The following is a 20,098-nucleotide window of genomic DNA, read 5'->3' as shown; positions in this document are numbered from 1 at the left end:
TATCAAGGCCTCAGACGCCCGCCCCGCCTTCTGGCGTGGAGGAAGGGGTTGCACCCTCTTCACCCTCAAACCAGTGCGCACGCGCTGCCATGATGATCTCATTGGCGGCGTCTTCTTCTATGGCATCCGCCCCCAGAATTTCGACCAGCTCATCGCCAGCCAGATCACCAAGGTCGTCCAGAGTTTTTACACCCTTTTCGCCCAGAGTCACAAGCATCTGGTTGGTGAACACACCCATATTTGCAATATCGTCGGTAACACCAAGCTCCTGACGGCGCTCATCCAGCTTTTCTTCCTGCCGGACAAGATGGCCTTCGGCGCGCTGGACCAGTTCCTGCACCACCGAGTCGTCAAAGCCTTCAATGCCCACCAGCTCATCGGGGTCGGCAAAAGCCAGTTCCTCGATGCTATGGTAGCCTTCGGTCACCAGCAGGCCAGCAATCACGTCATCCACGTCCAGCGCTTCGACAAACTGGCCGCTGCGGCGACGGAACTCTTCCTGACGACGTTCGGATTCTTCCGCTTCGGTCAGGATATCAATGTCCCAACGGGTCAGCTGGCTGGCCAGACGCACGTTCTGCCCGCGCCGACCAATGGCGAGGGAGAGCTGGTCATCAGGCACCACAACTTCAACGCGCCCGGCTTCCTCGTCCATCACCACCTTGCTGACTTCAGCCGGAGCCAGAGCGTTGACCACAAAGGTCGCGGCCTGCGGGCTCCAGGGGATAATGTCGATTTTTTCGCCCTGCAGTTCGGCCACAACAGCCTGCACGCGCGAGCCGCGCATACCAACGCAGGCCCCGACCGGGTCAATGGAGGCATCGCGCGAGATCACGGCCATTTTGGCGCGGGAGCCGGGGTCACGGGCCACGGCCTTGATTTCGATGATCCCGTCGTAAATTTCGGGCACTTCCTGCGCAAACAGCTTGGCCAGAAAGGCCGGATGCGTGCGGGACAGGAAAACCTGCGGACCGCGCGGCTCATCACGCACATCGTAGATGTAGGCGCGCACACGGTCGGAGTTACGGAACGTCTCACGCGGGATCAGCTCATCACGGCGCAGCAGCGCCTCGGCAGAGCCGATTTCAACCAGCAGGTTGCCGTATTCGGTCCGCTTGACGGTGCCGTTGACGATCTCGCCCACGCGGTCCTTGAACTCATTGTACTGGCGTTTGCGTTCGTATTCACGCACACGCTGCACAATAACCTGCTTGGCGGTCTGGGCCGCAATACGCCCGAAATCAATCGGGGGCAGCGGGTCGATCAGATATTCGCCAACCTGAATTTCGGGGCGAAACTTGCGGGCGATGGAGAGAGAGATCTGTGCATCCTCATTCTCCACCTGATCCACAACTTCTGTCCAGCGGGAGAGGCGAACCTCGCCCGACCGACGGTCGATTGTGGCGCGAATGTCCTTTTCATGCCCGTATTTGGCGCGACCAGCCTTCTGGATGGCCTGCTCCATGGCCTCCAGAACCTCTTCACGGTCAATGCCCTTTTCGCGTGAAACAGCGTCTGCCACCAGCAGCAGTTCAGGACGGGAAACGGAGGTATCCATGTTCTCAGCTCTCCAAAACAGGCAGCTTTATCAATGTACCCGGGAGGCGGGCGGCTCTTTTGTGCCATCCTGCTCCACACCTGCATCCGTTGCAGGCTGTACCATACGGGCGCTGTCTTCAATCAGCGCATCGGTCAGCACCAGTCGCGCCTTGCGGATTTCGGCCAGTGGCAGAGCCACTTCCGTGCCGTCGTCCAGGCGCATACGGGCCACTGTTCCATCAGACCCCAGAGAAATACCGGCAAAACGACGCCGCCCTTCAATGGGGACCAGAACTTCCGCCTTGGCCTGATGCCCTGCAAAACGGGTCCAGTCCTTGGCACGTGTGAGCGGGCGGTCGATTCCGGCGGAGGACACTTCCAGCGTCCATGCCCCCGGAATGGGGTCTTCCACGTCCAGCACAGCGCCTACCGCGTGGCTGATCCGCTCACAATCCTCGACATTGATCAACATTCCGTCCGCCCGGTCGGCCATGATCTGCACCGTAGGGCGCTCACGTCCAAGCACTGCCACGCGCACGATTTCGTACCCCATTTCCTCTACGGCAGGAGCAATCAGTGCGAGCAGGCGGCCCTCAAGGCCGGAATGGGCAGAAATATCTTTGTCCAAAGCAAAAAAGGCGGCCCTTCTAAGGCCACCCCCCGAAACGTCATTCAAATTGAGAAGGATGATGCTTTGTCTAGTGCACAAAGGCACAGACTGCAAGGGTAGAAACCGCCTCCCCCCTGTTTGTGCACGGCTGACCATAAAAAATAAATTATCGCAGGACCAGTTTTGCGCATTGCGCCAACCCACAGACGTGCTTTTATTGCTTTGGCTGCGACATATCTGCAACGCTCCATTACCAAGGCTAAGGAGGCTGACCGTTATCATGCAGAACAAGCCGGACCCGGCATGGCAGCCTCAACCCCAGACGGCTGAAAAATCCCCCAATCTACGGCTCGGGCTTATTGGCATGGCGGCCTGTGTGCTGATGGCGGGGGCGGGGCTGCATTTTTATGGCGCAGGCAAAAACACCTCCGGCCCGGCTCTGGGTGCCGAGTCCGCCACTAGCGACGACTCCCAGCGCATGGGGCTGCCCCTGAATGTGATTGCCCCGCAGAATGCGGCGCAGGCACTGGCGGGCTCCAGCTTTTCCGCCCGGCAGCAGGCGGATATTCTGGCCGCTGTCAAACGGCGGGATGTGCGGCTGGTGGCCATGCCGGTCTATGATGCCACGGGGGCTGGCGGCATAATTACCCTTGTCTGCGGCCCATGGCAGCAGAGTGTAGGGCTTACGGCCAGACCAACAACGGTTATCCTGCCCATAAGCATGAGCGGGCATGTGGACATTATCCCCACAGCCCCACCCGGCCCGGCGGGGATCGGCAGCGGCGCCATAACGGTTTTTGGCCCCATGCCCCTGCCCGTTCTTTATAAACAGGGGGATACCCTTGCACTTACGGTGATCGCGCAATGAAGGGTCTGCTCCCCGCACTCAACCGGCTGATGCCGCTGATGATGGTGATTTTTCTGGTGCTCGCCAGCATCCAGATCGCGCTCAGCCTGCATCTTTCCCTGCATTCCGTAGCCCATGTGCTGCAATGGTGTGCATCTGCCTGGCCTGTTCTGGCGGCATCCGGCCTTGTGCTGAGTGTTGCGGGACTGCTGTTTGAAACTCGGGCCGAACATCTGGCCCGCAAAGGGCTACTACGCCGACGGGGGTTCATCATGGACGTTCTTGCCAGACTGACCAATCGCGCCGAACTGGAAGAAATGCTTGCGCGTGAACAGCGCGAAACCACCATAGACGCCGAGGAACTGGCCGCAAACCTGCGTGCCCGCGTGATCGGGCAGGATCAGGTATGCGAGGATATTGCCGTCCAGCTCCGCCGCCGTCTGGCGCTTCAGGTGCGTGGCAAGCCGGTTGGCATCTTTTTGCTCGCCGGGCCTCCGGGTACGGGCAAAACCTATCTGGCCAAGCAGATGGCCCGCCAGCTCGAACGCCCCCTGCTGCATTTTGATATGACGCAGATGAGCAGCCCCCACGCCGCCACCCAGCTTTTTGGCTCGCCCAAGGGCTATGTCGGCTCGGACACCTACGGCAAGCTGACCGGCGGGCTGAAGGAAAAGCCCGATGCCGTGGTGCTGCTGGACGAAATTGAAAAAGCCCACCCCGACGTGTTCAAGAAATTCCTGACCGCATGGAACGACGGCCACATTACGGAGGCCTCCACCGGGCAGCAGATTTCCACCGTGCGGGCCATTTTTGTGCTGACCTCCAACATTGCCACCGATGCCCTGACCGAAATTGCCGACCGCCTGCATGATGACCCCGACCGCATGCGTGCCGAATCGGTCGAGGCCCTGCGGCAGGCTGGCTTTGCCCCCGAAGTGCTGAACCGTCTGGACCGTATTTTTGTCTTCCGCACCCTGCGTGGGCTGGATATTGCCCGTGTTGGCGCGCTGGAAATTGAAGCCATGATCGAAGGCTACGGCCTGAAGGTGGAAACCAGCGGGATTGACGCCTCCCTGCTGGTCGATGTCATGCGCCGCCAGAGCCGCATGGGGGATGCGGCCTCCGCGCGTGATCTGGTCCGCTCCATTGAGGACATGATCAGCGAGTCCCTTATTATTGCCCGCCAGCAGGGGGCTACCATGGTCCGGCTGCTCAAGGAGGACGATGGCACGGTTGTCGCCAAAGTGGCCGACAACCGCGATGACGGGCTGCATGCCCGCCTGACCCCCTGACCCGCCACCCGGCCAAGCCGCTCCCTGACGCCGCCCACACAACCAAGGCTACCGCATGACCGCTTTTACCCGCCTGTGGCACCGTGCCCCGTTATGGCGCACCGCACTGATAACCGCAGGCGTATGCGGCACACTGTCCGTTCTGTTCCCGGCCCCGTGGCTAACCTCCAGCGTGCCGGGCTATGGCGCGCTCAGCAGCAAGATTCGGCACATGCTCCCCTCCTCCCTCGGTGGCACCGAGGCGAGCGATGCCCTGCACCCTGATGAGGACCAGCGCACGGTTTCCATCCCCCCCATGGATGCGCAGTTTGAAGGCTTGGTTGTTTTTGCCGGGCGGCAGCTTCCCCTGCCTGCGGGCAAATGGCACCCGGTTGTGAACTTTCAGGACGATGTGGCTCACGGGGAAGTACTGACGACCCTTTATGTCCGCTCCGCTCAGGGCATTGTCACCGGGCTGATCATTGCGCAGGCCACCACCCAGTCCCTTCCCCTTGCCGCCATGAACATGATTCAGGCGCAATGCCACAGTTCCTTCAACTTCATGAACGAGGCAGCCCCGCAGGACGGCAACCGGAGCATATGCTGGATGACCACTCCCATACGGGTGGTGAACAATCTGTTCCTGACCTCCAACGAGCCCCTGCAGGCACTCCTGAGTGACCAGATGTACATTCCCCCCGCCGTGCAGCGCCTGACCATCATGGGCTTTGACCTGCCCCCTATTCTGGTCGATGCAGGCTGGAATCTGGTGGAAAAAAGCAAATCCGGCACGGGTGTGGATTTTATGAGCGTGCATACGCTGCTCAGCCCGGCCGGAACAGGTACCCGCCGTGTGCCCGGCGAGCCGGAGAACTGGTCCCGCGCGGGCATGACCGACTCGGCTGCGGTCACGGATTTTGTGCAACGCACCAATGGCTGGCTACGTGGCTGGGTGCCCACCCTCCAGCGCGGGTTTGAAAGCAGGCTGACGCCGAACGCTCCCTCCCCGGCGGAAGCCATGGACCCGGCCTTTCACGGCTAGGTCGGGCAGGCCATGACTCCAGACCATGGCCTGCCCCATTTTGCCCCTTTACAGAACGGGGGATAAGGCCCCGCCATCGCGCAGCAGGTCGGCTGAAACCTCGACCAGAAAATCCATAACCGTGCGGGTCCGCAGTGGCAGAGTGCGCGGGCCGGTATGCACGACGTAAAAAGGCAGGCCGGGAATGTTCCAGTCCGCGAACAGGCGCACCAGACGCCCACTGGCCACCGCATCCCGCACCTGAAAAGCGGGGAGCAGACCAACACCAATGCCCGCTTCCACCGCATACATCACGGCTTCGCTGCTATTGGCGCGAAACACGGCGGTAGGGACAATCACACTTTCCTCCCCATCCCGCTCAAAATTCCAGTCCAGACGGCTGGAACCGTAATTATAGACAACGCCGGGATATTCGGTGAGCGCGCGCGGGTGCTCGGGCGTGTTGTGGCGTTCCAGACAGGCGGGAGACGCCACCAGCCACTTGTGCACCAGCCCCAGTTTGCGCGCGATGAGCGTGCCTTCGGCAATTTCGCCCACGCGTACGGCCAGGTCCAGCCCTTCTTCCACCAGATCTCCAAACGAGTCGCGCATGACCACCTCCACCGACAGATCGGGGTGGCGGTCCAGCAGTTCGCCCATCCTGCGCGTCAGGCACAGGCCAAAGGCGGTGGTCACACCCAGCCGCACAAGACCGGAAACCGAAGCACGCCTGCGGCCCAGAACGGTTTCTGCCGTTTCCAGTATTTCCAGCACTTCATAGGCATGGGGAAGCAGGCTGCGACCGTCCTCGGTCATGGTCAGGCTGCGGGTGGTACGCGCAAACAGCGTGGTGCCGTAATGCGCCTCCAGCAAGGCAATATGGCGCGAAATTGTTGGCTGGCTGACCCCCGTCTCGCGCGAGACGGCGGAAAATGAGCCTGTAGCGGCAACACGCACAAAACTGTGAAGTGCGGAAAGAAGATCCATGGAGGTCGGCACCGTTTCCTGTGTAGGCGGCTAGCCCTCTCCAGTGCTGCCGACAACAACAGGCAAGACAGTTCCGGGTATGCCGAAAACCAGGCCACCAACCATCCCGCCCTGTAACCAGCATGCTGTGTCAGGCTACGAGTTTATCACCCCCCTTATTGCAGCAAGGTCAGGTTTGATACAACATGGACTGAGCAAGAAGCGGCCATGCCCATAACGCATTCACGCCATGGACACGACCGCAACCCCTTACCCCTGACGGTGGCGGGTATGCGGCATGGCAAGGCGTTTTTCCGCCAGACGCGCCAGACGCACAAAGGGCAGACCCAGCAGCAGGTAGGCGGCACCGACCATAAGCCCCGTACCGAAATAGTCAAAATAGGCAGAGGACAGGCGGATATAGGTCTGTGTCAGTTCTGTCAGGGTTATCACGCTGACCAGAGACGAATCCTTGAGCAGGGAGATAAAGTCGTTGGTCATGACCGGCATGACCAGCCTGAACGCCTGCGGCACCAGCACATAACGCAGGGCCTGCGGGTGGGTCATGTTAAGGGCAAGGGCTGCTTCCATCTGCCCATGGGCCACCGATTGCAGACCGGCCCGGTAGTTTTCCGCCTCATACGCCGCGTAGTTCAGCCCAAGGCTGACCACACCGGCCACAAAGGGGGACATGCTGATGCCAAATTCAGGCAGGCCATAGAAAATGAACAGCACCTGAATAAGCAGTGGTGTGCCGCGCACAAGCTCTACATAGGTTGTGGCAAACCATGCCAGCGGGCGCGGACCATACAGGCGCAGCAGCGCAAGCCCCAGCCCCAGTGCAACCGCAACAACCATGGCGCAGAGAGAGACCAGCAGGGTCAGCCCTGCCGCTCTGACGAGTTGAGGCACAAAACCGGCATAACGCTCAAGCCTGACGCGCAACCCGCCCTTGCCCTGCAACTCGGCCACATAGTTGTTCCATGCCGCGGGGGTTACGTTGGGCTGGGTGTGGTCGTTGGTGAGCTGCGCCATTTCTGGCGTCCACAGGTCCCAGCGCACCAGAATATGGTGCAGGCTGCCATCCTGCTGCATGGCCAGCAGTGCTGCGTTCACCCGCTCGCGCAGGTCCGTGTTCTTACCCTTGGCAAAGGCAATGCCATACTGCACCCGGCCAATGGGCTCGCCCACAATATGCAGGGCGGGGTTGGTGTCCCCGTAATATTTGGCAATGGGGCCGTCGATCAGGATGGCATCCGTGCGTCCATTGACCAGATCCATGAAGGCATCTGTTTCTTCGTCATAGGTGCTCAGGGATATTTTGGTGTTGTTGGTCAGCATACGCTCGGCCTGCGTATCCTTGATTGTACCAACCTTGTGCCCTTCAAGATCCGCCAGTGTGGTGAACTGCCTGCCCTTGCGGCGCACCACCAGCCGTTCGGAGGTCACGTAATAGGGGATGCTGAAGTCAATGCCTTCAGCGTGTTCATCGGTTATCTCGATCCCGCAGATGACCATATCGTACAGGCCACGTTGCAGGCCGGGAATAAGCCCGTCCCAGTCGTTGTTGATGAAGTCCAGCGGCGCGCCCATATGGCGGCTGAGTTCCTGCATCAGGTCATATTCAAAGCCCGTCAGCTTGTTCTGGTCTTTGAGGTCATGGAACGTGTAGGGCACATCGGCCGAGGAATCGGCTGCCCAGTGGAACGGCCTGCTCTGCGCATGGGCAAGCGGAGCTGCGCCGGGGGCGGCTGCCAGCACCAGCAGCGCTGCAAACAGGCCAGACAGGACACCCGGCAGGCGGCGAGGGCGGGGCTGTGCGGTCTTCATCACAGGACGGTCCTCATAAAGCGGCGGGTCTGTTCATGTTCGGGGTTCACGCACAGGACTTCTGGCGGACCGGCCTCAACCACATGCCCGCCGTCCATGTACACCACCGTATCGGACGCGACTTCGGCAAAGCGCATGTCATGGGTCACGATAATCTGGGTCATGCCCTCATCATCGAGTGTGCGCATGACGTTAAGCACCTCCTCGGCCACAATGGGGTCCAGCGCGGAGGTGGGTTCGTCGTACAGCATGATCTCGGGCCGCATGGCCAGAGCGCGGGCAATGGCCGCACGCTGCTGCTGACCGCCAGAGAGCGAAACAGGGTAACGCTGCGCCACCTTGGCCAGCCCCACTTTTTCCAGCAGGGCCATGGCCTCTTCCCGGTCAGCTTCGGCGTTACCACCTTTGACCACACGGGGGGCCAGCATCACGTTATCCAGCACGCTCAGGTGTGGAAACAGATTAAAACTCTGGAACACCATGCCCACATGGGTCCGCAGCCGATGGGCCATATGCTCATCCGCGCTCCGCCACGGGCCACCATTGCGCGCAATGGTCACCCCCATGGCCGTTACCGTGCCACGGTCAGGTATTTCCAGAAAATTGAGACACCGCAGGAAGGTGGATTTGCCGCAACCCGAAGGACCGATGATGGACACCAGCTCCCCCTTGCGAACCTGCATGGACACACCACACAGGACTTCCCCTTCGCCAAAGTCCTTGTGCAACCGTTCCGCACTCAGAACCACGGGGTCATTCATAGAAAAAGCCGACCCGGTTTGCACCGGGCCGGCATTAAGACGTTCACCTTGAACGGATAAGTTCTCAGGCAGCTTTCGTCATCCCTCGCAAGACGTACTGAAGGATGCCACCATGCCTATAATACTCTACCTCGTCCAGAGTATCGACCCGGCAAAGCAGCGGTACTTCCTGCTTGGAACCGTCATTTCTTGTAATTGTCATAATCACGTCCATACGAGGCGTGAGTTTGTCAATTCCGGAAATGCTGATCACTTCATCCCCCTTCAGACCCAGGGTCTGGCGGGTTGTACCTTCCTTGAACAGCAGGGGCAGAACGCCCATGCCCACAAGGTTGGAACGGTGGATACGTTCAAAGCTTTCCGCGATCACGGCCTTGACGCCCAGCAGCAGGGTGCCTTTGGCAGCCCAGTCGCGCGAGGAGCCCATACCGTATTCCTTGCCACCGAAGACAACCAGCGGCACGCCCGCTTCCTTGTATTCCATGGCCACGTCGTAAATCGCGCCTTCCTTGCCGTCGGGGTAGTGCTTGGAATAGCCCCCTTCGGTGCCCGGCACCATTTCGTTCTTGATACGGATGTTGGCGAACGTGCCGCGCACCATCACCCGGTCATTCCCGCGGCGGGACCCGTAGGAGTTGAAGTCCTTGGGTTCCACACCGTGTTCGATCAGGTAGCGGCCAGCAGGGCTGTCCTTTTTGATGGAACCAGCGGGAGAGATATGGTCGGTGGTGATGTTGTCACCCAGCAGGGCCAGAATACGCGCACCGCTGATGTTGCCCGGAGCCGTGGGCTCAACCGCCATGTTCTTGAAGTACGGGGGGTCCTGCACGTAGGTGGACTTGGGGTCCCACTTGTAGGTTTCGGACCCGGTGGCAACCTTGAGGCCCTGCCATTCCTTGGTGCCCTTGCCCACGTTTGCGTAGCGTTTGATGAACTCTTCGCGCGTGATGGACGAGGCGATCAGGTCGGCAATTTCCTTGTTGGAAGGCCAGATGTCCTTCAGGTACACCGGCTTGCCATCCTTGGAAGTCCCAAGCTGGGCTGTGGTAATGTCCTGCCGCATGGTGCCCAGCAGCGAGTAGGCAACCACCAGCGGCGGGCTGGCAAGATAGTTGGCGCGCACGTTGGGGGAAATACGCCCCTCAAAGTTACGGTTGCCGGACAGGACGGAAACAGCAACCAGGTTGTTGTTTTCAATCGCGTCCACAATGTTGCCGGGCAGCGGGCCGGAGTTGCCGATGCAGGTGGTGCAGCCGTAACCAACCGTGTTGAAGCCCATGGCGTCCAGGTCTGCGGTCAGGTTGGAGCGGTTGAGGTAGTCGGTCACAACCTGCGAGCCGGGGGCAAGCGAGGTCTTGACCCACGGCTTGGGGGTCAGGCCCAGAGCGCGCGCCTTGCGGGCCACCAGACCAGCAGCAATCAGCACCGCCGGGTTGGAGGTGTTGGTGCACGAGGTAATGGCCGCAATGACCACATCGCCACTGCCCAGCTCGTAATTGGTACCAGCGACCGGAACCTTCTTGTTGGCTTCGGCTGCGGGAACACCAAGGGAGGAGGTCAGTTCTTTTTCAAACGCGGTGGTGGCGTTCTTCAGTTCCACGCGGTCCTGCGGACGCTTGGGGCCAGCCAGAGACGGCACAACCGTGCTCAGGTCCAGTTCCAGCACATCCGTAAACACGGGTTCGGGCGTTTTTTCGGTGCGGAACATATCCTGCGCCTGCAGGTATTCCTTGACCAGTTTAATGCGGTGTTCGTCGCGGCCGGTCTGGCGCAGGAAGTCCAGCGTCAGTTCGTCCACGGGGAAGAAGCCGCAGGTTGCGCCGTATTCGGGGGCCATGTTGGCAATGGTGGCACGGTCGGCAACGGGCAGGTGGTCCAGAGCCGGGCCAAAGAATTCCACAAACTTGCCAACAACGCCCTTCTTGCGGAGCATCTGGGTTACGGTCAGCACCAGATCGGTGGCCGTAGCGCCTTCGGGCAGCTTGCCAACCAGCTTGAAGCCGATCACATCGGGGATAAGCATGGCAATGGGCTGGCCCAGCATGGCGGCTTCGGCTTCGATCCCGCCAACACCCCAGCCCAGAACGCCCAGACCATTGATCATGGTCGTGTGGCTGTCCGTGCCGTAAAGCGAATCGGGGTACACGTAGTCCTTGCCACCCACGTTGGCGGTCCATGCCACCTGCGCGATGTATTCAAGGTTCACCTGATGGCAGATGCCCGTATCGGGCGGCACCACGGAGAAGTTCTCGAACGCTTCCTGGCCCCAGCGCAGGAAGGCATAGCGTTCCGCGTTGCGCTCGAACTCAAGGGTGATGTTTTCCTGCAGGGCTTCATCGGTCCCGGCAAAGTCCACCATCACGGAGTGGTCGATCACAAGGTCGACCGGCACCAGCGGGTTGACCTTCTGCGGGTCGCCCTTGAGGTTGACAATCCCGTCGCGCATGGCTGCAAGGTCCACAACACCGGGAACCCCCGTGAAGTCCTGCATAAGAATGCGCGAAGGCTTGAAGGGCACTTCCTTGGAGCTGCTGCCCTTGGGCAGCCAGCCAGCAATGGATTTGGCGTCTTCCACGCTGTAGGAGCGCGCATCTTCGAACCGAAGGATGTTCTCCAGCAGAACCTTGAGCGAAACCGGCAGGCGGCTTACGTCGCCAATGGTCTTTGCCGCTTCGGGAATGGAAAAATAGTGGTAGGTCTTGCCGTCAACCTCAAGGGTGCGGCCTGTTTTGAGTGAGTCGTGGCCAACCGATTTCATCGTCGCTTTCTCCCCGATCACAGCCGATGGCTGGTGATGCGTTCAGGACACCGTTGTGTTCCGTATTGTTCCGCACGGCGTTGCGTGCGTGTCCGCTCTTCGGACAACCGGCTTGATATCCCGTTGGGGCTAGAACATACCGGCACTAATAAAAGGCACAAGCGGGGGAATGACCACGACCGCGCGAGCACTCCCGCTTTTTGTGTTATTACGGTAACAAAAAGGAGAAGTCCCATCTCCGTGAGCCAGTCTGAACCCCGTGCCAGAACCCCATCTGGCCCCCCCACCCCCAGCGGCACGGTGCTGGAGGCGGACTCTCTTTGCGTGTTTCGCGGGGACCGTCTGGTGCTCGACGGCGTAAGCCTGACCCTGCATGCGGGGGACGCCATGCTGCTGACCGGCCCCAACGGCGCGGGCAAATCCACCCTGCTGCGTGTGCTGGCCGGGCTGCGCAAACCGGATTCGGGGCAACTGACATGGAATGGCCAGTCCATTTTTGATGACCGCGCCGCCCATACGGAGCGCGTGGCCTATATTGGCCATCAGGACGCGCTAAAACCCGGCCTGAGCGTGAGCGAAAACCTGCACCTGTTCACCCGCCCCGGCGCAGACCTGAGCGAAGCGCTGGAGGCCATGGACCTGCGCGCACTGGCCGATCTGCCCGCACGCCTGCTTTCTGCGGGGCAGAAGCGCCGCACCGCCCTTGCCCGCGTTCTGCTGGCGCAGGCACCGCTCTGGCTACTGGACGAGCCGAGTCTGGGACTGGATTCGGCCGCCATAACCCTGCTGGGCCGCGCCATGGCGGCCCACCGTGCGCGCGGCGGAATCCTGATCGCCACAACCCATGTTCCCCTGCCACTGGACAACACCTGCGCACTGGACCTGCCCGGTGCCGCCGACCCCCGCCCCTTTGGCGCGTTTGAGGGAGACTACGCATGAACCGGCTGTTCTGGGGCATTGTCATGCGGGACCTGCGGCTGGCGCTGCGCCACGGGGCGGACACGCTGGGGGCCGTGCTGTTTTTTGTGGTGACGGCAACACTGTTCCCGCTGGCTCTTGGCCCTTCGCCCGAGCTTTTGCGCCATATGGCACCGGGCATTATCTGGGTATGCGCCCTGCTGGCCGCCCTTTTGCCGCTGGACCGCCTGTTTGGCGCGGAGCTGGAAGATGGCTCTCTGGACCAGTTGCTCCTGCTTGGCCTGCCGCCCGCACTGGTGGCACTGGCCAAGATAACAGCTCACTGGCTGACAACCGGCGTACCGCTGCTGCTGGCCGCGGTTCCGCTTGCGGTCATGCTGGGGCTGCCCTCGTCCGCCCTGCCGGTGCTGCTGGGGGGGCTGTTTTTGGGGTCTGTCGTGCTCTCGCTTATCGGGGGGATGGGCGCATCCATTGTTCTGGGTGCACGGCGGGGTGGCGTGCTGCTCCCCCTGCTGACCCTGCCTCTGGCAACACCTGCCCTTATTTTTGGCGCGGCCGCCATAGACGCAGCCGCCAACGGCCTGCCCTGGCAGCCAGACCTTGAACTGCTGGGTGCATTTGTTGCAGGCACGCTCCCGCTCTGCCCCCTTGCCGCAGGGGCCGGATTACGCGCAGCAGCGGAGTAAGCCACACTATAAAAAGAAGGGGGGGCGACCATGTTGTGGCCATCCCCCTTCTTTTTAACCTGTCCGGCACAGCGGGCCGGCCTGTCTGCTTATTTTGCCGGAGCAGCAGCCGGGGCCGCCGGAGCCGGAGCGGCTTTGGCGTTTGTTGCCGGGTTGGACGCGGCCTGAATATCCACCGAGGCATAACGCACGGCTTCCTGCGCATCACGCAGCGCTTCGCTCGCCTTGTAGGGGTCTTTGCCGATCAGCTTGGCGGCACGGGCCACGTCCTGCGTCACCTGCTCCAGCGGCACGGCGGCAATCACATAATCCGCATCCACGCTGGTCACGCGCAGCACTTCAGCCGCACGGGCGGGGTTGCCGGATTTGAGGTGCCGGTTGGCAGCGGCCACAACGGCGGTTTTTTCCGGTGTTTCTTCTGTATTGGCGTTCAGGACCAGTTCCCCATCAATAGGGAGCCACGCCACCTGCTGCGTTGTGGGCGCAGCGGAGCGGGGGCGGGACTGGCCGGTTTTGCTCGGCATCAGTTCAGCGGCGGCCTTCTGGAAGGCGGTATTGTCCGAGCGGGCCGTGGTCAGTGCCTGCTGGGCATTGGCGATAAGCGCCTTGGCCCCGACCAGATCACCATCAAAAATGGCGCTCCGTGCGAGGGTCAGATATTCGAACGCCATGCTGCCATCATCGGAAAGACGGCTGAAGTCCTGCGTGGCGGCGGACTGTGCAATCGTGCTGGACGCTGCGGCACCAGACTGCGCCTGCTGTGCATACAAAGGTGTTGCAACAGTTGTTGCCACCAGAACCGTACCCAGCAGCATACCCATTCGTGTCATGATAACTCCCTTTATCCAGACCCCTGATCATGAGCCTGTATCGGGGGTAATGTTTAAGCGCATCGGAGCATCTGCAAAGGGCTGCACACACAATACAGGGCTGCCTTTACGGCAGGGGGTGAGGCTGGGCAGAAAAGAAAAACCCCTCCTCCACCGGGCCAGCACAACCCGGCGGAGGAAGGGAAAAACCACTAGCTGAACACCCCGTAAGGCGTGTGCTCAGATGTAATACTCGCTCAGGGGCGCAAAGCCGTTAAAGCGGGTCGAGCAGTAGGTGGAAACGTAAGCCCCCGTCCCCAGCAGGTCGATCTGTTCGCCCGAGCGCAGGTCCAGCGGCAGGTCGTAATGGCTTTTTTCGTACAGGATATCCGCCCCGTCGCAGGTTGGTCCCGCCAGCGCCACCGGCCCCGTGGGGGAGCCATCACGCGCGGTGCGAATGGCGTAGCGGATGGATTCGCCCTCCGTTTCCGCCAGACCACCAAAACGCCCGATGTCCAGATAAACCCAGCGTGGCCCGTCCTGCCGGCCACGTGCGCTCACCAGCACCACCTCGGTATGCACAACGCCTGCCTCGCCCACAATAAAACGGCCCGGCTCGACCAGCATTTCCGGCAGCGCATTGCCAAAATGCTCGGTCATGGCGCGGCAGATCGCCCCGGCAAAATGGTCGATCTCGGGCACATCCTCGCGGTAACGGATGGGAAAACCCCCACCGAGATTGATCATCCGCAGGTCCAGCCCGGCATCGCTCAGGTCCGTAAACAGGCTGGCCACGCGGGCAATGGCGGCTTCGTAAGCCTCGGCCGAAAGCTGCTGCGACCCGACATGGAAGGACAGGCCATACGGGTCCAGCCCCAGCGCGCGGGCCTCAAGCATCAGGTCCCGTGCGGATTCAACCGTGGTGCCAAACTTGCGTGAGAGCGGCCATTCCGCATCGTAATTGTCCACCAGCAGGCGGCAGTACACGCGGCTGCCCGGTGCGTGCTGGGCAATTTTTTCCAGCTCTTCGCGGCAGTCAAACACGAACATGCGCACGCCAGCCCTGTAGGCTGCCTGAATGGCAGACACTTTTTTAACCGTGTTGCCAAAGGAAATATCCTCAGGGTCCGCCCCTGCCTCAAGACAGAGGGAGACTTCCTCCCAGGATGCGGCATCAAAGCAGGAGCCAAGCCCGACCAGACGGGTCAGGATCGGCATGGCCGGGTTGGCCTTGACGGCATAGTAAATGCGCGCGAGCGGCAGAGCCTTGCCCAGCGCGCGATAACGGGCTTCCACCTGGTCAACATCGACGACAAGGCAGGGCGTTGCCGGTTTTTGTTCGGCAAGAAAACGGGTGATTTTGGGATTCATGTCCCCACTCCCCCAGTATCAGGCTCCCCCGCCTGCACAGCGGAGAAGGACGTTGCGAAACGGTCTAACGGACCAGCGAAAGGCAGACCTGCAAAGAGGTCCGGATTAGCCAGAACGCTTGACGTCGTTGCGTAACCTCAGAGGGCCAGTGGCACGTGCGTTGCTGCGTAGGGGCGTGCATATGCGGCCAAACCGACACAAGCGCAAGTAAAAAATCCAGACAAACCAAAAAAACTTGGCATACCCCCCCAAGCCCCGATAAGACTTGGAAACATTACGGTTGCTTCACGCTTTTCTCCTGCTTTTTCACGCAAAATCTTTAGTGCGCCCCATTGTGAAGTAAACCTTGCCAGACTCCACAACCGGCCCCCCGCTGGCCGAATCCATGGTGCGCACGTGGAACGCCCGATACCGCAATCGGGCCGGACCACAGATCAAGGATTTTTCTGGATTCATGCAGGCTCTCTGGCAGTCGGACCGTTCCCCGCTCCCCCGTCGTACCGGGCACGATGCGCCCACTCAGGTCGCCAGGCTGCGCTTTGCAAGCCCCTGGGTCATGAGCCGCGGGGACTGGCGGACCATTCTCTCCAACACGGTCAAGAACCTTGTGTTCGGGCCGACAACTCTGGTGGCTGCGGGGTGCGCGTTCTATACCACCCTCTCGCTGTTCCCCGCCATTAGCGCCATGATCTCCATTTACGGGCTGGTGTTTGACGTGCAGACCGTGGCCCCGCAGATGGATATCCTGCGCAACCTGCTGCCCCCCAGCGCCTTCAACCTGCTCTATGAGCGGGTGCAGACACTGGTGGCCGAGCCGCCGTCCTCCCTGACCGTAAACCTGATCATCTCGCTCTCGGTTGCGTTGTGGTCGGCATCGGCCGCCACGCGCTCCATCCTGTCGGCCCTGAACATTGCCTACAACACGCGCGAGAACCGGAATTTTCTGGTCTTTCAGGCCACCGCCTTCGCCATGACCCTGTCTGGCATTCTGGGCGCTGTGCTCACACTGGCCCTGCTGGTGGCCATGCCGCTGTTTTTAACGCTGCCCGCCATCCTGCATATTCCCACCCCGCCCGGCTCCATCGAGTTTCTGGCCCGGTGGAGCGGGCCGGTGGTCATGTTTACGTTTGAAACGCTGGCCCTGTCGGCCCTGTACCGTTTTGGCCCGGACCGCAAGCGGCGTACCCAATGGCGCTGGGTGCTGCCCGGTGCGCTGACCTCCACCATTACGTGGATCATAGCCTCGCTCGGATTCTCATACTACGTGGCGCATCTGGCCAGCTACAACGCGACCTACGGGCCACTGGGCGCGTTTATCGCCATCATGATGTGGTTTTTTGTCACCGCATGGGTGGTGCTGATGGGGGCGGAACTGAATGCCCAGATGGAGGGGTATGCTCTGGGGCTTATCCATCCCCCCGAAACCGATTCCATGCTGGCCAGCAAGCCTGCAACACCAACGGATTGCCCTCAGGCACCACGCGCGGACCTGTAAACAAGCTGCACGCCCGGCCCGACCGGGCCGTGACGCACTTTAAATTATTTACGGGTGACCAAAGCGCTTGCGCTGGAGGTGCAGCGGGCGACCATGCTTGCCAGACTGTTGTTTGGGCGATGCGCTCAAGGTGGAAGACGTGCCTGTCTCAGGCGCGGCGGCCACTTCCTCCGGTGTTGCAGCCTGCACACTCACATGCGCGACACCCGTGTTCAGCATGCCAATCCGGGCGGCGGCGGCCTGTGAAAGATCAATAATCCGCCCCTGACTGTAAGGCCCGCGATCATTCACCGTTACAACAACGGAGCGGCCGGTCTCTTCCGATGTGACAAGCAGCTTGCTGCCAAGAGGAGCCGTGGGGTGGGCGGCGGTCAGGCGGTTCCGGTCAAACTTTATGCCCGAGGATGTGCGCCGCAGGTGCTGGCGCGCGCCATACCAGCTTGCCATCCCCTTTTGGGAGGCCTTGTGGCCAGAGACGGGGTCAGCATTGGTCACATCCTGCGCATCGCGCGCGGCAAGGGCTTTTTGCACGGACTCGGCCCATGCAGTGCCACTCGACGCCTCCGCCGTGGCCGCATGGGCCGAAGGGAGCGCAAACAAAGAGGTTGTGACAAATACACTTCCAAGAAGTGCCCGGCGCAGGGCTGACATCCGCCTGTTAACTCCGTTTCCGTAATAGACCATTCCTTAATGGGCGCTTTAACCACCCAAAGGCAACCTTTTTCGACCACCACGTGGGGTAGCCCACCCTGTATTGCCCGCCCACATGGCAAAAATATGACGCACCTGCCCCCTCACATTCAAGGCAAAACGCAGGATCGGGGGGTATGGAGCCACTTTTCGTGCCGCTTTCTCTTGAGATACGCAGGCGCATCGTGCTACGGCCCCGTCTGTCATGGAAAGACCTCTCATTGCTGTGCTGAACGGCCCCAACCTGAACATGCTCGGCCAGCGCCAGCCCGAAATCTACGGGCGGGCGACGCTGGACGACGTGGAACAGCTGTGCCTTCAGACCGCCGAGAAGCTGGGACTGGCCATAGACTTCCGCCAGACCAACATTGAAGGCGAGCTGATCTCCTGGGTGCAGGAGTGCCGCAGGCGGGCCAAAGGCATTATTATCAATCCCGCAGGATATACCCATACGTCCATCGCCCTGCTGGATGCACTGCTGGCTACGGACCTGCCGGTAATTGAGGTCCATATCTCCAACATTCACCGTCGCGAGCCATTCCGCCACCACTCCTACGTTTCGCGCGCCGCCAGCGGCGTTATCTGCGGGCTGGGCGTTGGCGGGTATTCTCTGGCCCTGCAGGCAATGACTGATCTTATTCTGGATGAGGATGACCAATGAGCGGACTGCTCGTGGACGCGGATGCCATTCGGGCTCTGGCCGAAATTCTGACTGAAACCGGACTGACCGAAATTGAGGTGTCTGAAAAAGACCGCCGCATTCGCGTGGCCCGTGCCCCCGCAACCGTGCAGGCAGCAGCCCCCGCGCCGGTGGCCCCTGTCGCCCCCGTGGCCGCAGCCCCCGCAGCTGGGGAAAGTGCCGCCCCGGCTGACTTCTCCCGCCATCCCGGTGCGGTGCCCAGCCCCATGGTGGGCGTGGCCTACCTGACGCCCGACCCGTCCTCCGCCCCGTTTGTGAGCGAAGGGCAGATCGTAACCGCAGGGCAGACCCTGATGCTGATTGAAGCGATGAAGACCTTCAACCAGATCAAGGCTCCCAGGGGCGGCACGCTCAAGGCCATTCTGGTGACTTCGGGCGACCCGGTCGAATTTGGCCAGCCACTCGTCATTATCGAGTAATGTTCTCCAAAATCCTTATCGCCAACCGTGGCGAGATCGCCCTGCGTATCCTGCGCGCCTGCCGGGAACTCGGGATCAAAACCGTGGCGGTCCATTCCACCGCTGATGCCGATGCCATGCATGTGCGTCTGGCGGATGAGGCCGTGTGCATTGGCCCGGCCTCCTCGCGCGATTCGTACCTGAATGTGGCGGCCATCCTGTCCGCTGCGACCATAACCGGGGCGGAAGCCATTCACCCCGGCTACGGCTTCCTGTCCGAAAACGCGGATTTTGCCGAAACGGTGGAAGCCCACGGTCTGGTCTTCATTGGCCCCACGGCGGAGCATATCCGCATGATGGGCGATAAGATTACCGCCAAAACCACCATGCTCGCCCTTGGCGTGCCACTGGTCCCCGGCTCGGACGGGGAACTGGCCAACCTTGAGGAAGCATACGAAGTGGCCAGCCGCGTTGGCTACCCTGTGCTGATCAAGGCCGCCGCCGGTGGTGGTGGGCGCGGCATGAAGGTCGCCCACTCCGCCGATGAACTGTCCGATGCATGGAGCATGGCCCGCACCGAAGCGCGCGCAGCTTTTGGCAACGATGCGGTGTACATGGAAAAATACATGGACCGCCCGCGCCATATCGAACTCCAGATTCTGGGCGACAATTACGGGAACGTGGTCCATTTTGGCGAGCGTGACTGCTCGCTCCAGCGCCGCCACCAGAAAGTGCTGGAAGAAGCGGGCTCCCCCGCCATTTCCACCGAACAGCGCGACACCATTGGCCGCACGGCAACCGAAGCGCTCTCGCGCATGGGCTACCGTAACGCGGGCACGCTGGAGTTCCTGTATCAGGACGGACAGTTCTGCTTTATTGAAATGAACACCCGCCTCCAAGTCGAACACCCCATTACCGAAATGGTGTGCGATGTGGATCTGGTGCGCGAGCAGATCCGTCTGGCAGCAGGCGAACAGCTTGGTTACACGCAGGCGGATGTCACATTCTCCGGCCATGCCATTGAATGCCGCATTAACGCCGAAGACCCCGCTACCTTTGCCCCCTGCCCCGGCACCGTGGCGGTGTACCATCCTCCCGGTGGTCTGGGTGTGCGGGTGGATAGCGCACTCTATACCGGTTACCGCGTTCCCCCGTACTACGACAGCATGATTGCCAAGCTGATCGTCCATGCCCCCACGCGCGCGCTGGCCATTGCCCGCATGCAGCGCGCACTGGACGAGTTTGTGGTGGAAGGGATTAAAACCGTCATTCCACTCCACCGCGCCATTCTGGAAGACCCTGCTTTCCAGAGCGGGGAATACACCATTCACTGGCTGGAACAGTTTATGGCGCGCACGCACTAAGCCGCCACAAGCCGAACAGCTTATGCAAAAAGGCCGGTCCATACTCTGGACCGGCCTTTTCTGT

At 61.1% G+C, this 20,098-nt stretch carries 18 protein-coding genes; 9 read left to right on the top strand and 9 right to left on the bottom strand.

Annotation, left to right across the window (positions count from 1 at the left end; genetic code table 11):
• Positions 1 to 10: 10 nt before the first annotated feature.
• A complete protein-coding gene (nusA, locus tag AB2L51_RS08160; RefSeq protein WP_275177382.1) occupies positions 11 to 1,558 on the bottom strand; it encodes a transcription termination factor NusA in 1,548 nt (515 codons plus the stop codon).
• A gap of 30 nt (positions 1,559 to 1,588) precedes the next feature.
• Positions 1,589 to 2,167: a ribosome maturation factor RimP gene (gene rimP / locus AB2L51_RS08155; RefSeq protein WP_242005496.1), complete on the bottom strand. Its 579-nt coding sequence runs from the start codon at positions 2,165 to 2,167 to the stop codon at positions 1,589 to 1,591.
• Between the two features lie 262 nt (positions 2,168 to 2,429).
• Here rimP and AB2L51_RS08150 point away from each other — a divergent pair, with 262 nt between their 5' ends.
• Genes AB2L51_RS08150 through AB2L51_RS08140 form a run of 3 tightly spaced genes read left to right on the top strand, consistent with a single transcriptional unit; the run spans position 2,430 to position 5,309 of the window.
• On the top strand, positions 2,430 to 3,017 hold the full coding sequence (locus AB2L51_RS08150; RefSeq protein ID WP_395581961.1) for a hypothetical protein: 588 nt from the start codon (positions 2,430 to 2,432) through the stop codon (positions 3,015 to 3,017).
• A complete protein-coding gene (locus tag AB2L51_RS08145) occupies positions 3,014 to 4,288 on the top strand; it encodes an AAA family ATPase (RefSeq protein WP_395581962.1) in 1,275 nt (424 codons plus the stop codon). The genes AB2L51_RS08150 and AB2L51_RS08145 overlap by 4 nt, the downstream gene beginning before the upstream one ends.
• A gap of 55 nt (positions 4,289 to 4,343) precedes the next feature.
• Positions 4,344 to 5,309 carry a hypothetical protein gene (locus AB2L51_RS08140; protein ID WP_395581963.1) on the top strand — a complete coding sequence of 322 codons (966 nt, stop codon included), beginning with the start codon at positions 4,344 to 4,346 and terminating at the stop codon, positions 5,307 to 5,309.
• Positions 5,310 to 5,357: 48 nt separating this feature from the next.
• Here the strand turns inward: AB2L51_RS08140 and AB2L51_RS08135 are convergent, their stop codons facing one another.
• The 4 genes from AB2L51_RS08135 to acnA all read right to left on the bottom strand — a co-directional run bounded on the left by AB2L51_RS08135 (position 5,358) and on the right by acnA (position 11,603).
• Positions 5,358 to 6,275, bottom strand: a complete 918-nt coding sequence (locus AB2L51_RS08135; RefSeq protein WP_395581964.1) for a LysR family transcriptional regulator — start codon at positions 6,273 to 6,275, stop codon at positions 5,358 to 5,360.
• A 249-nt stretch (positions 6,276 to 6,524) separates the two neighbouring features.
• Positions 6,525 to 8,084 carry an ABC transporter substrate-binding protein/permease gene (locus AB2L51_RS08130; RefSeq protein ID WP_395581965.1) on the bottom strand — a complete coding sequence of 520 codons (1,560 nt, stop codon included), beginning with the start codon at positions 8,082 to 8,084 and terminating at the stop codon, positions 6,525 to 6,527.
• Positions 8,084 to 8,845 (bottom strand): amino acid ABC transporter ATP-binding protein, encoded by a 762-nt coding sequence (locus AB2L51_RS08125; protein WP_395581966.1) that lies wholly within the window; start codon positions 8,843 to 8,845, stop codon positions 8,084 to 8,086. Before AB2L51_RS08125 ends, AB2L51_RS08130 begins: the two co-directional genes overlap by 1 nt.
• 64 nt (positions 8,846 to 8,909) lie before the next feature.
• Positions 8,910 to 11,603, bottom strand: coding sequence for an aconitate hydratase AcnA (gene acnA, locus AB2L51_RS08120; RefSeq protein ID WP_395581967.1), 2,694 nt, complete (start codon positions 11,601 to 11,603; stop codon positions 8,910 to 8,912).
• A gap of 300 nt (positions 11,604 to 11,903) precedes the next feature.
• Here acnA and ccmA point away from each other — a divergent pair, with 300 nt between their 5' ends.
• Together ccmA and ccmB are read left to right on the top strand one after the other, a co-directional pair.
• Positions 11,904 to 12,542 (top strand): heme ABC exporter ATP-binding protein CcmA, encoded by a 639-nt coding sequence (gene ccmA, locus AB2L51_RS08115; protein WP_395581996.1) that lies wholly within the window; start codon positions 11,904 to 11,906, stop codon positions 12,540 to 12,542.
• The gene (gene ccmB / locus AB2L51_RS08110) at positions 12,539 to 13,207 is read left to right on the top strand and encodes a heme exporter protein CcmB (protein ID WP_395581968.1); all 669 of its coding nucleotides are present in this window, start codon (positions 12,539 to 12,541) and stop codon (positions 13,205 to 13,207) included. Before ccmA ends, ccmB begins: the two co-directional genes overlap by 4 nt.
• A gap of 89 nt (positions 13,208 to 13,296) precedes the next feature.
• Here ccmB and AB2L51_RS08105 read toward each other — a convergent pair whose 3' ends face one another.
• Together AB2L51_RS08105 and AB2L51_RS08100 are read right to left on the bottom strand one after the other, a co-directional pair.
• Positions 13,297 to 14,037, bottom strand: coding sequence for a YfdX family protein (locus AB2L51_RS08105; RefSeq protein WP_395581969.1), 741 nt, complete (start codon positions 14,035 to 14,037; stop codon positions 13,297 to 13,299).
• A gap of 219 nt (positions 14,038 to 14,256) precedes the next feature.
• Positions 14,257 to 15,387, bottom strand: a complete 1,131-nt coding sequence (locus AB2L51_RS08100) for a type III PLP-dependent enzyme (RefSeq protein WP_395581970.1) — start codon at positions 15,385 to 15,387, stop codon at positions 14,257 to 14,259.
• A 346-nt stretch (positions 15,388 to 15,733) separates the two neighbouring features.
• Between AB2L51_RS08100 and AB2L51_RS08095 the strand changes: the two genes are divergently transcribed.
• Positions 15,734 to 16,882: a YihY/virulence factor BrkB family protein gene (locus AB2L51_RS08095; RefSeq protein ID WP_395581971.1), complete on the top strand. Its 1,149-nt coding sequence runs from the start codon at positions 15,734 to 15,736 to the stop codon at positions 16,880 to 16,882.
• A gap of 48 nt (positions 16,883 to 16,930) precedes the next feature.
• Here AB2L51_RS08095 and AB2L51_RS08090 read toward each other — a convergent pair whose 3' ends face one another.
• Positions 16,931 to 17,533 (bottom strand): septal ring lytic transglycosylase RlpA family protein, encoded by a 603-nt coding sequence (locus AB2L51_RS08090; RefSeq protein WP_395581972.1) that lies wholly within the window; start codon positions 17,531 to 17,533, stop codon positions 16,931 to 16,933.
• A 244-nt stretch (positions 17,534 to 17,777) separates the two neighbouring features.
• Here AB2L51_RS08090 and aroQ point away from each other — a divergent pair, with 244 nt between their 5' ends.
• The 3 genes from aroQ to accC are packed head-to-tail and all read left to right on the top strand — an operon-like array spanning position 17,778 to position 20,034.
• A complete protein-coding gene (gene aroQ, locus AB2L51_RS08085) occupies positions 17,778 to 18,233 on the top strand; it encodes a type II 3-dehydroquinate dehydratase (protein WP_395581973.1) in 456 nt (151 codons plus the stop codon).
• Positions 18,230 to 18,691, top strand: a complete 462-nt coding sequence (locus tag AB2L51_RS08080; protein WP_395581974.1) for an acetyl-CoA carboxylase biotin carboxyl carrier protein — start codon at positions 18,230 to 18,232, stop codon at positions 18,689 to 18,691. Before aroQ ends, AB2L51_RS08080 begins: the two co-directional genes overlap by 4 nt.
• Entirely contained in the window at positions 18,691 to 20,034 is a 1,344-nt protein-coding gene (gene accC / locus AB2L51_RS08075; protein ID WP_395581975.1) for an acetyl-CoA carboxylase biotin carboxylase subunit, read from the top strand. Before AB2L51_RS08080 ends, accC begins: the two co-directional genes overlap by 1 nt.
• Positions 20,035 to 20,098 lie beyond the last annotated feature (64 nt).

The sequence above is a fragment of the Acetobacter fabarum genome (genome assembly GCF_040702925.2).
In the GTDB taxonomy this organism is placed as follows: domain Bacteria; phylum Pseudomonadota; class Alphaproteobacteria; order Acetobacterales; family Acetobacteraceae; genus Acetobacter; species Acetobacter fabarum_B.
The sequence above is the reverse complement of the archived record's forward strand: the minus strand, read 5'-3'. Positions and strand labels throughout refer to the sequence as shown.

Bases quoted from the DNA above. Each gene is read 5' to 3' on its own strand.
- accC (WP_395581975.1), top strand. From the start codon at position 18,691: ATGTTCTCCAAAATCCTTATCGCCAACCGTGGCGAGATCGCCCTGCGT.
- AB2L51_RS08145 (WP_395581962.1), top strand. From the start codon at position 3,014: ATGAAGGGTCTGCTCCCCGCACTCAACCGGCTGATGCCGCTGATGATG.
- AB2L51_RS08080 (WP_395581974.1), top strand. From the start codon at position 18,230: ATGAGCGGACTGCTCGTGGACGCGGATGCCATTCGGGCTCTGGCCGAA.
- AB2L51_RS08100 (WP_395581970.1), bottom strand. From the start codon at position 15,387: ATGAATCCCAAAATCACCCGTTTTCTTGCCGAACAAAAACCGGCAACG.
- aroQ (WP_395581973.1), top strand. From the start codon at position 17,778: ATGGAAAGACCTCTCATTGCTGTGCTGAACGGCCCCAACCTGAACATG.
- AB2L51_RS08150 (WP_395581961.1), top strand. From the start codon at position 2,430: ATGCAGAACAAGCCGGACCCGGCATGGCAGCCTCAACCCCAGACGGCT.
- AB2L51_RS08135 (WP_395581964.1), bottom strand. From the start codon at position 6,275: ATGGATCTTCTTTCCGCACTTCACAGTTTTGTGCGTGTTGCCGCTACA.
- nusA (WP_275177382.1), bottom strand. From the start codon at position 1,558: ATGGATACCTCCGTTTCCCGTCCTGAACTGCTGCTGGTGGCAGACGCT.
- acnA (WP_395581967.1), bottom strand. From the start codon at position 11,603: ATGAAATCGGTTGGCCACGACTCACTCAAAACAGGCCGCACCCTTGAG.
- AB2L51_RS08125 (WP_395581966.1), bottom strand. From the start codon at position 8,845: ATGAATGACCCCGTGGTTCTGAGTGCGGAACGGTTGCACAAGGACTTT.
- AB2L51_RS08090 (WP_395581972.1), bottom strand. From the start codon at position 17,533: ATGTCAGCCCTGCGCCGGGCACTTCTTGGAAGTGTATTTGTCACAACC.
- AB2L51_RS08140 (WP_395581963.1), top strand. From the start codon at position 4,344: ATGACCGCTTTTACCCGCCTGTGGCACCGTGCCCCGTTATGGCGCACC.
- AB2L51_RS08105 (WP_395581969.1), bottom strand. From the start codon at position 14,037: ATGACACGAATGGGTATGCTGCTGGGTACGGTTCTGGTGGCAACAACT.
- AB2L51_RS08130 (WP_395581965.1), bottom strand. From the start codon at position 8,084: ATGAAGACCGCACAGCCCCGCCCTCGCCGCCTGCCGGGTGTCCTGTCT.
- ccmB (WP_395581968.1), top strand. From the start codon at position 12,539: ATGAACCGGCTGTTCTGGGGCATTGTCATGCGGGACCTGCGGCTGGCG.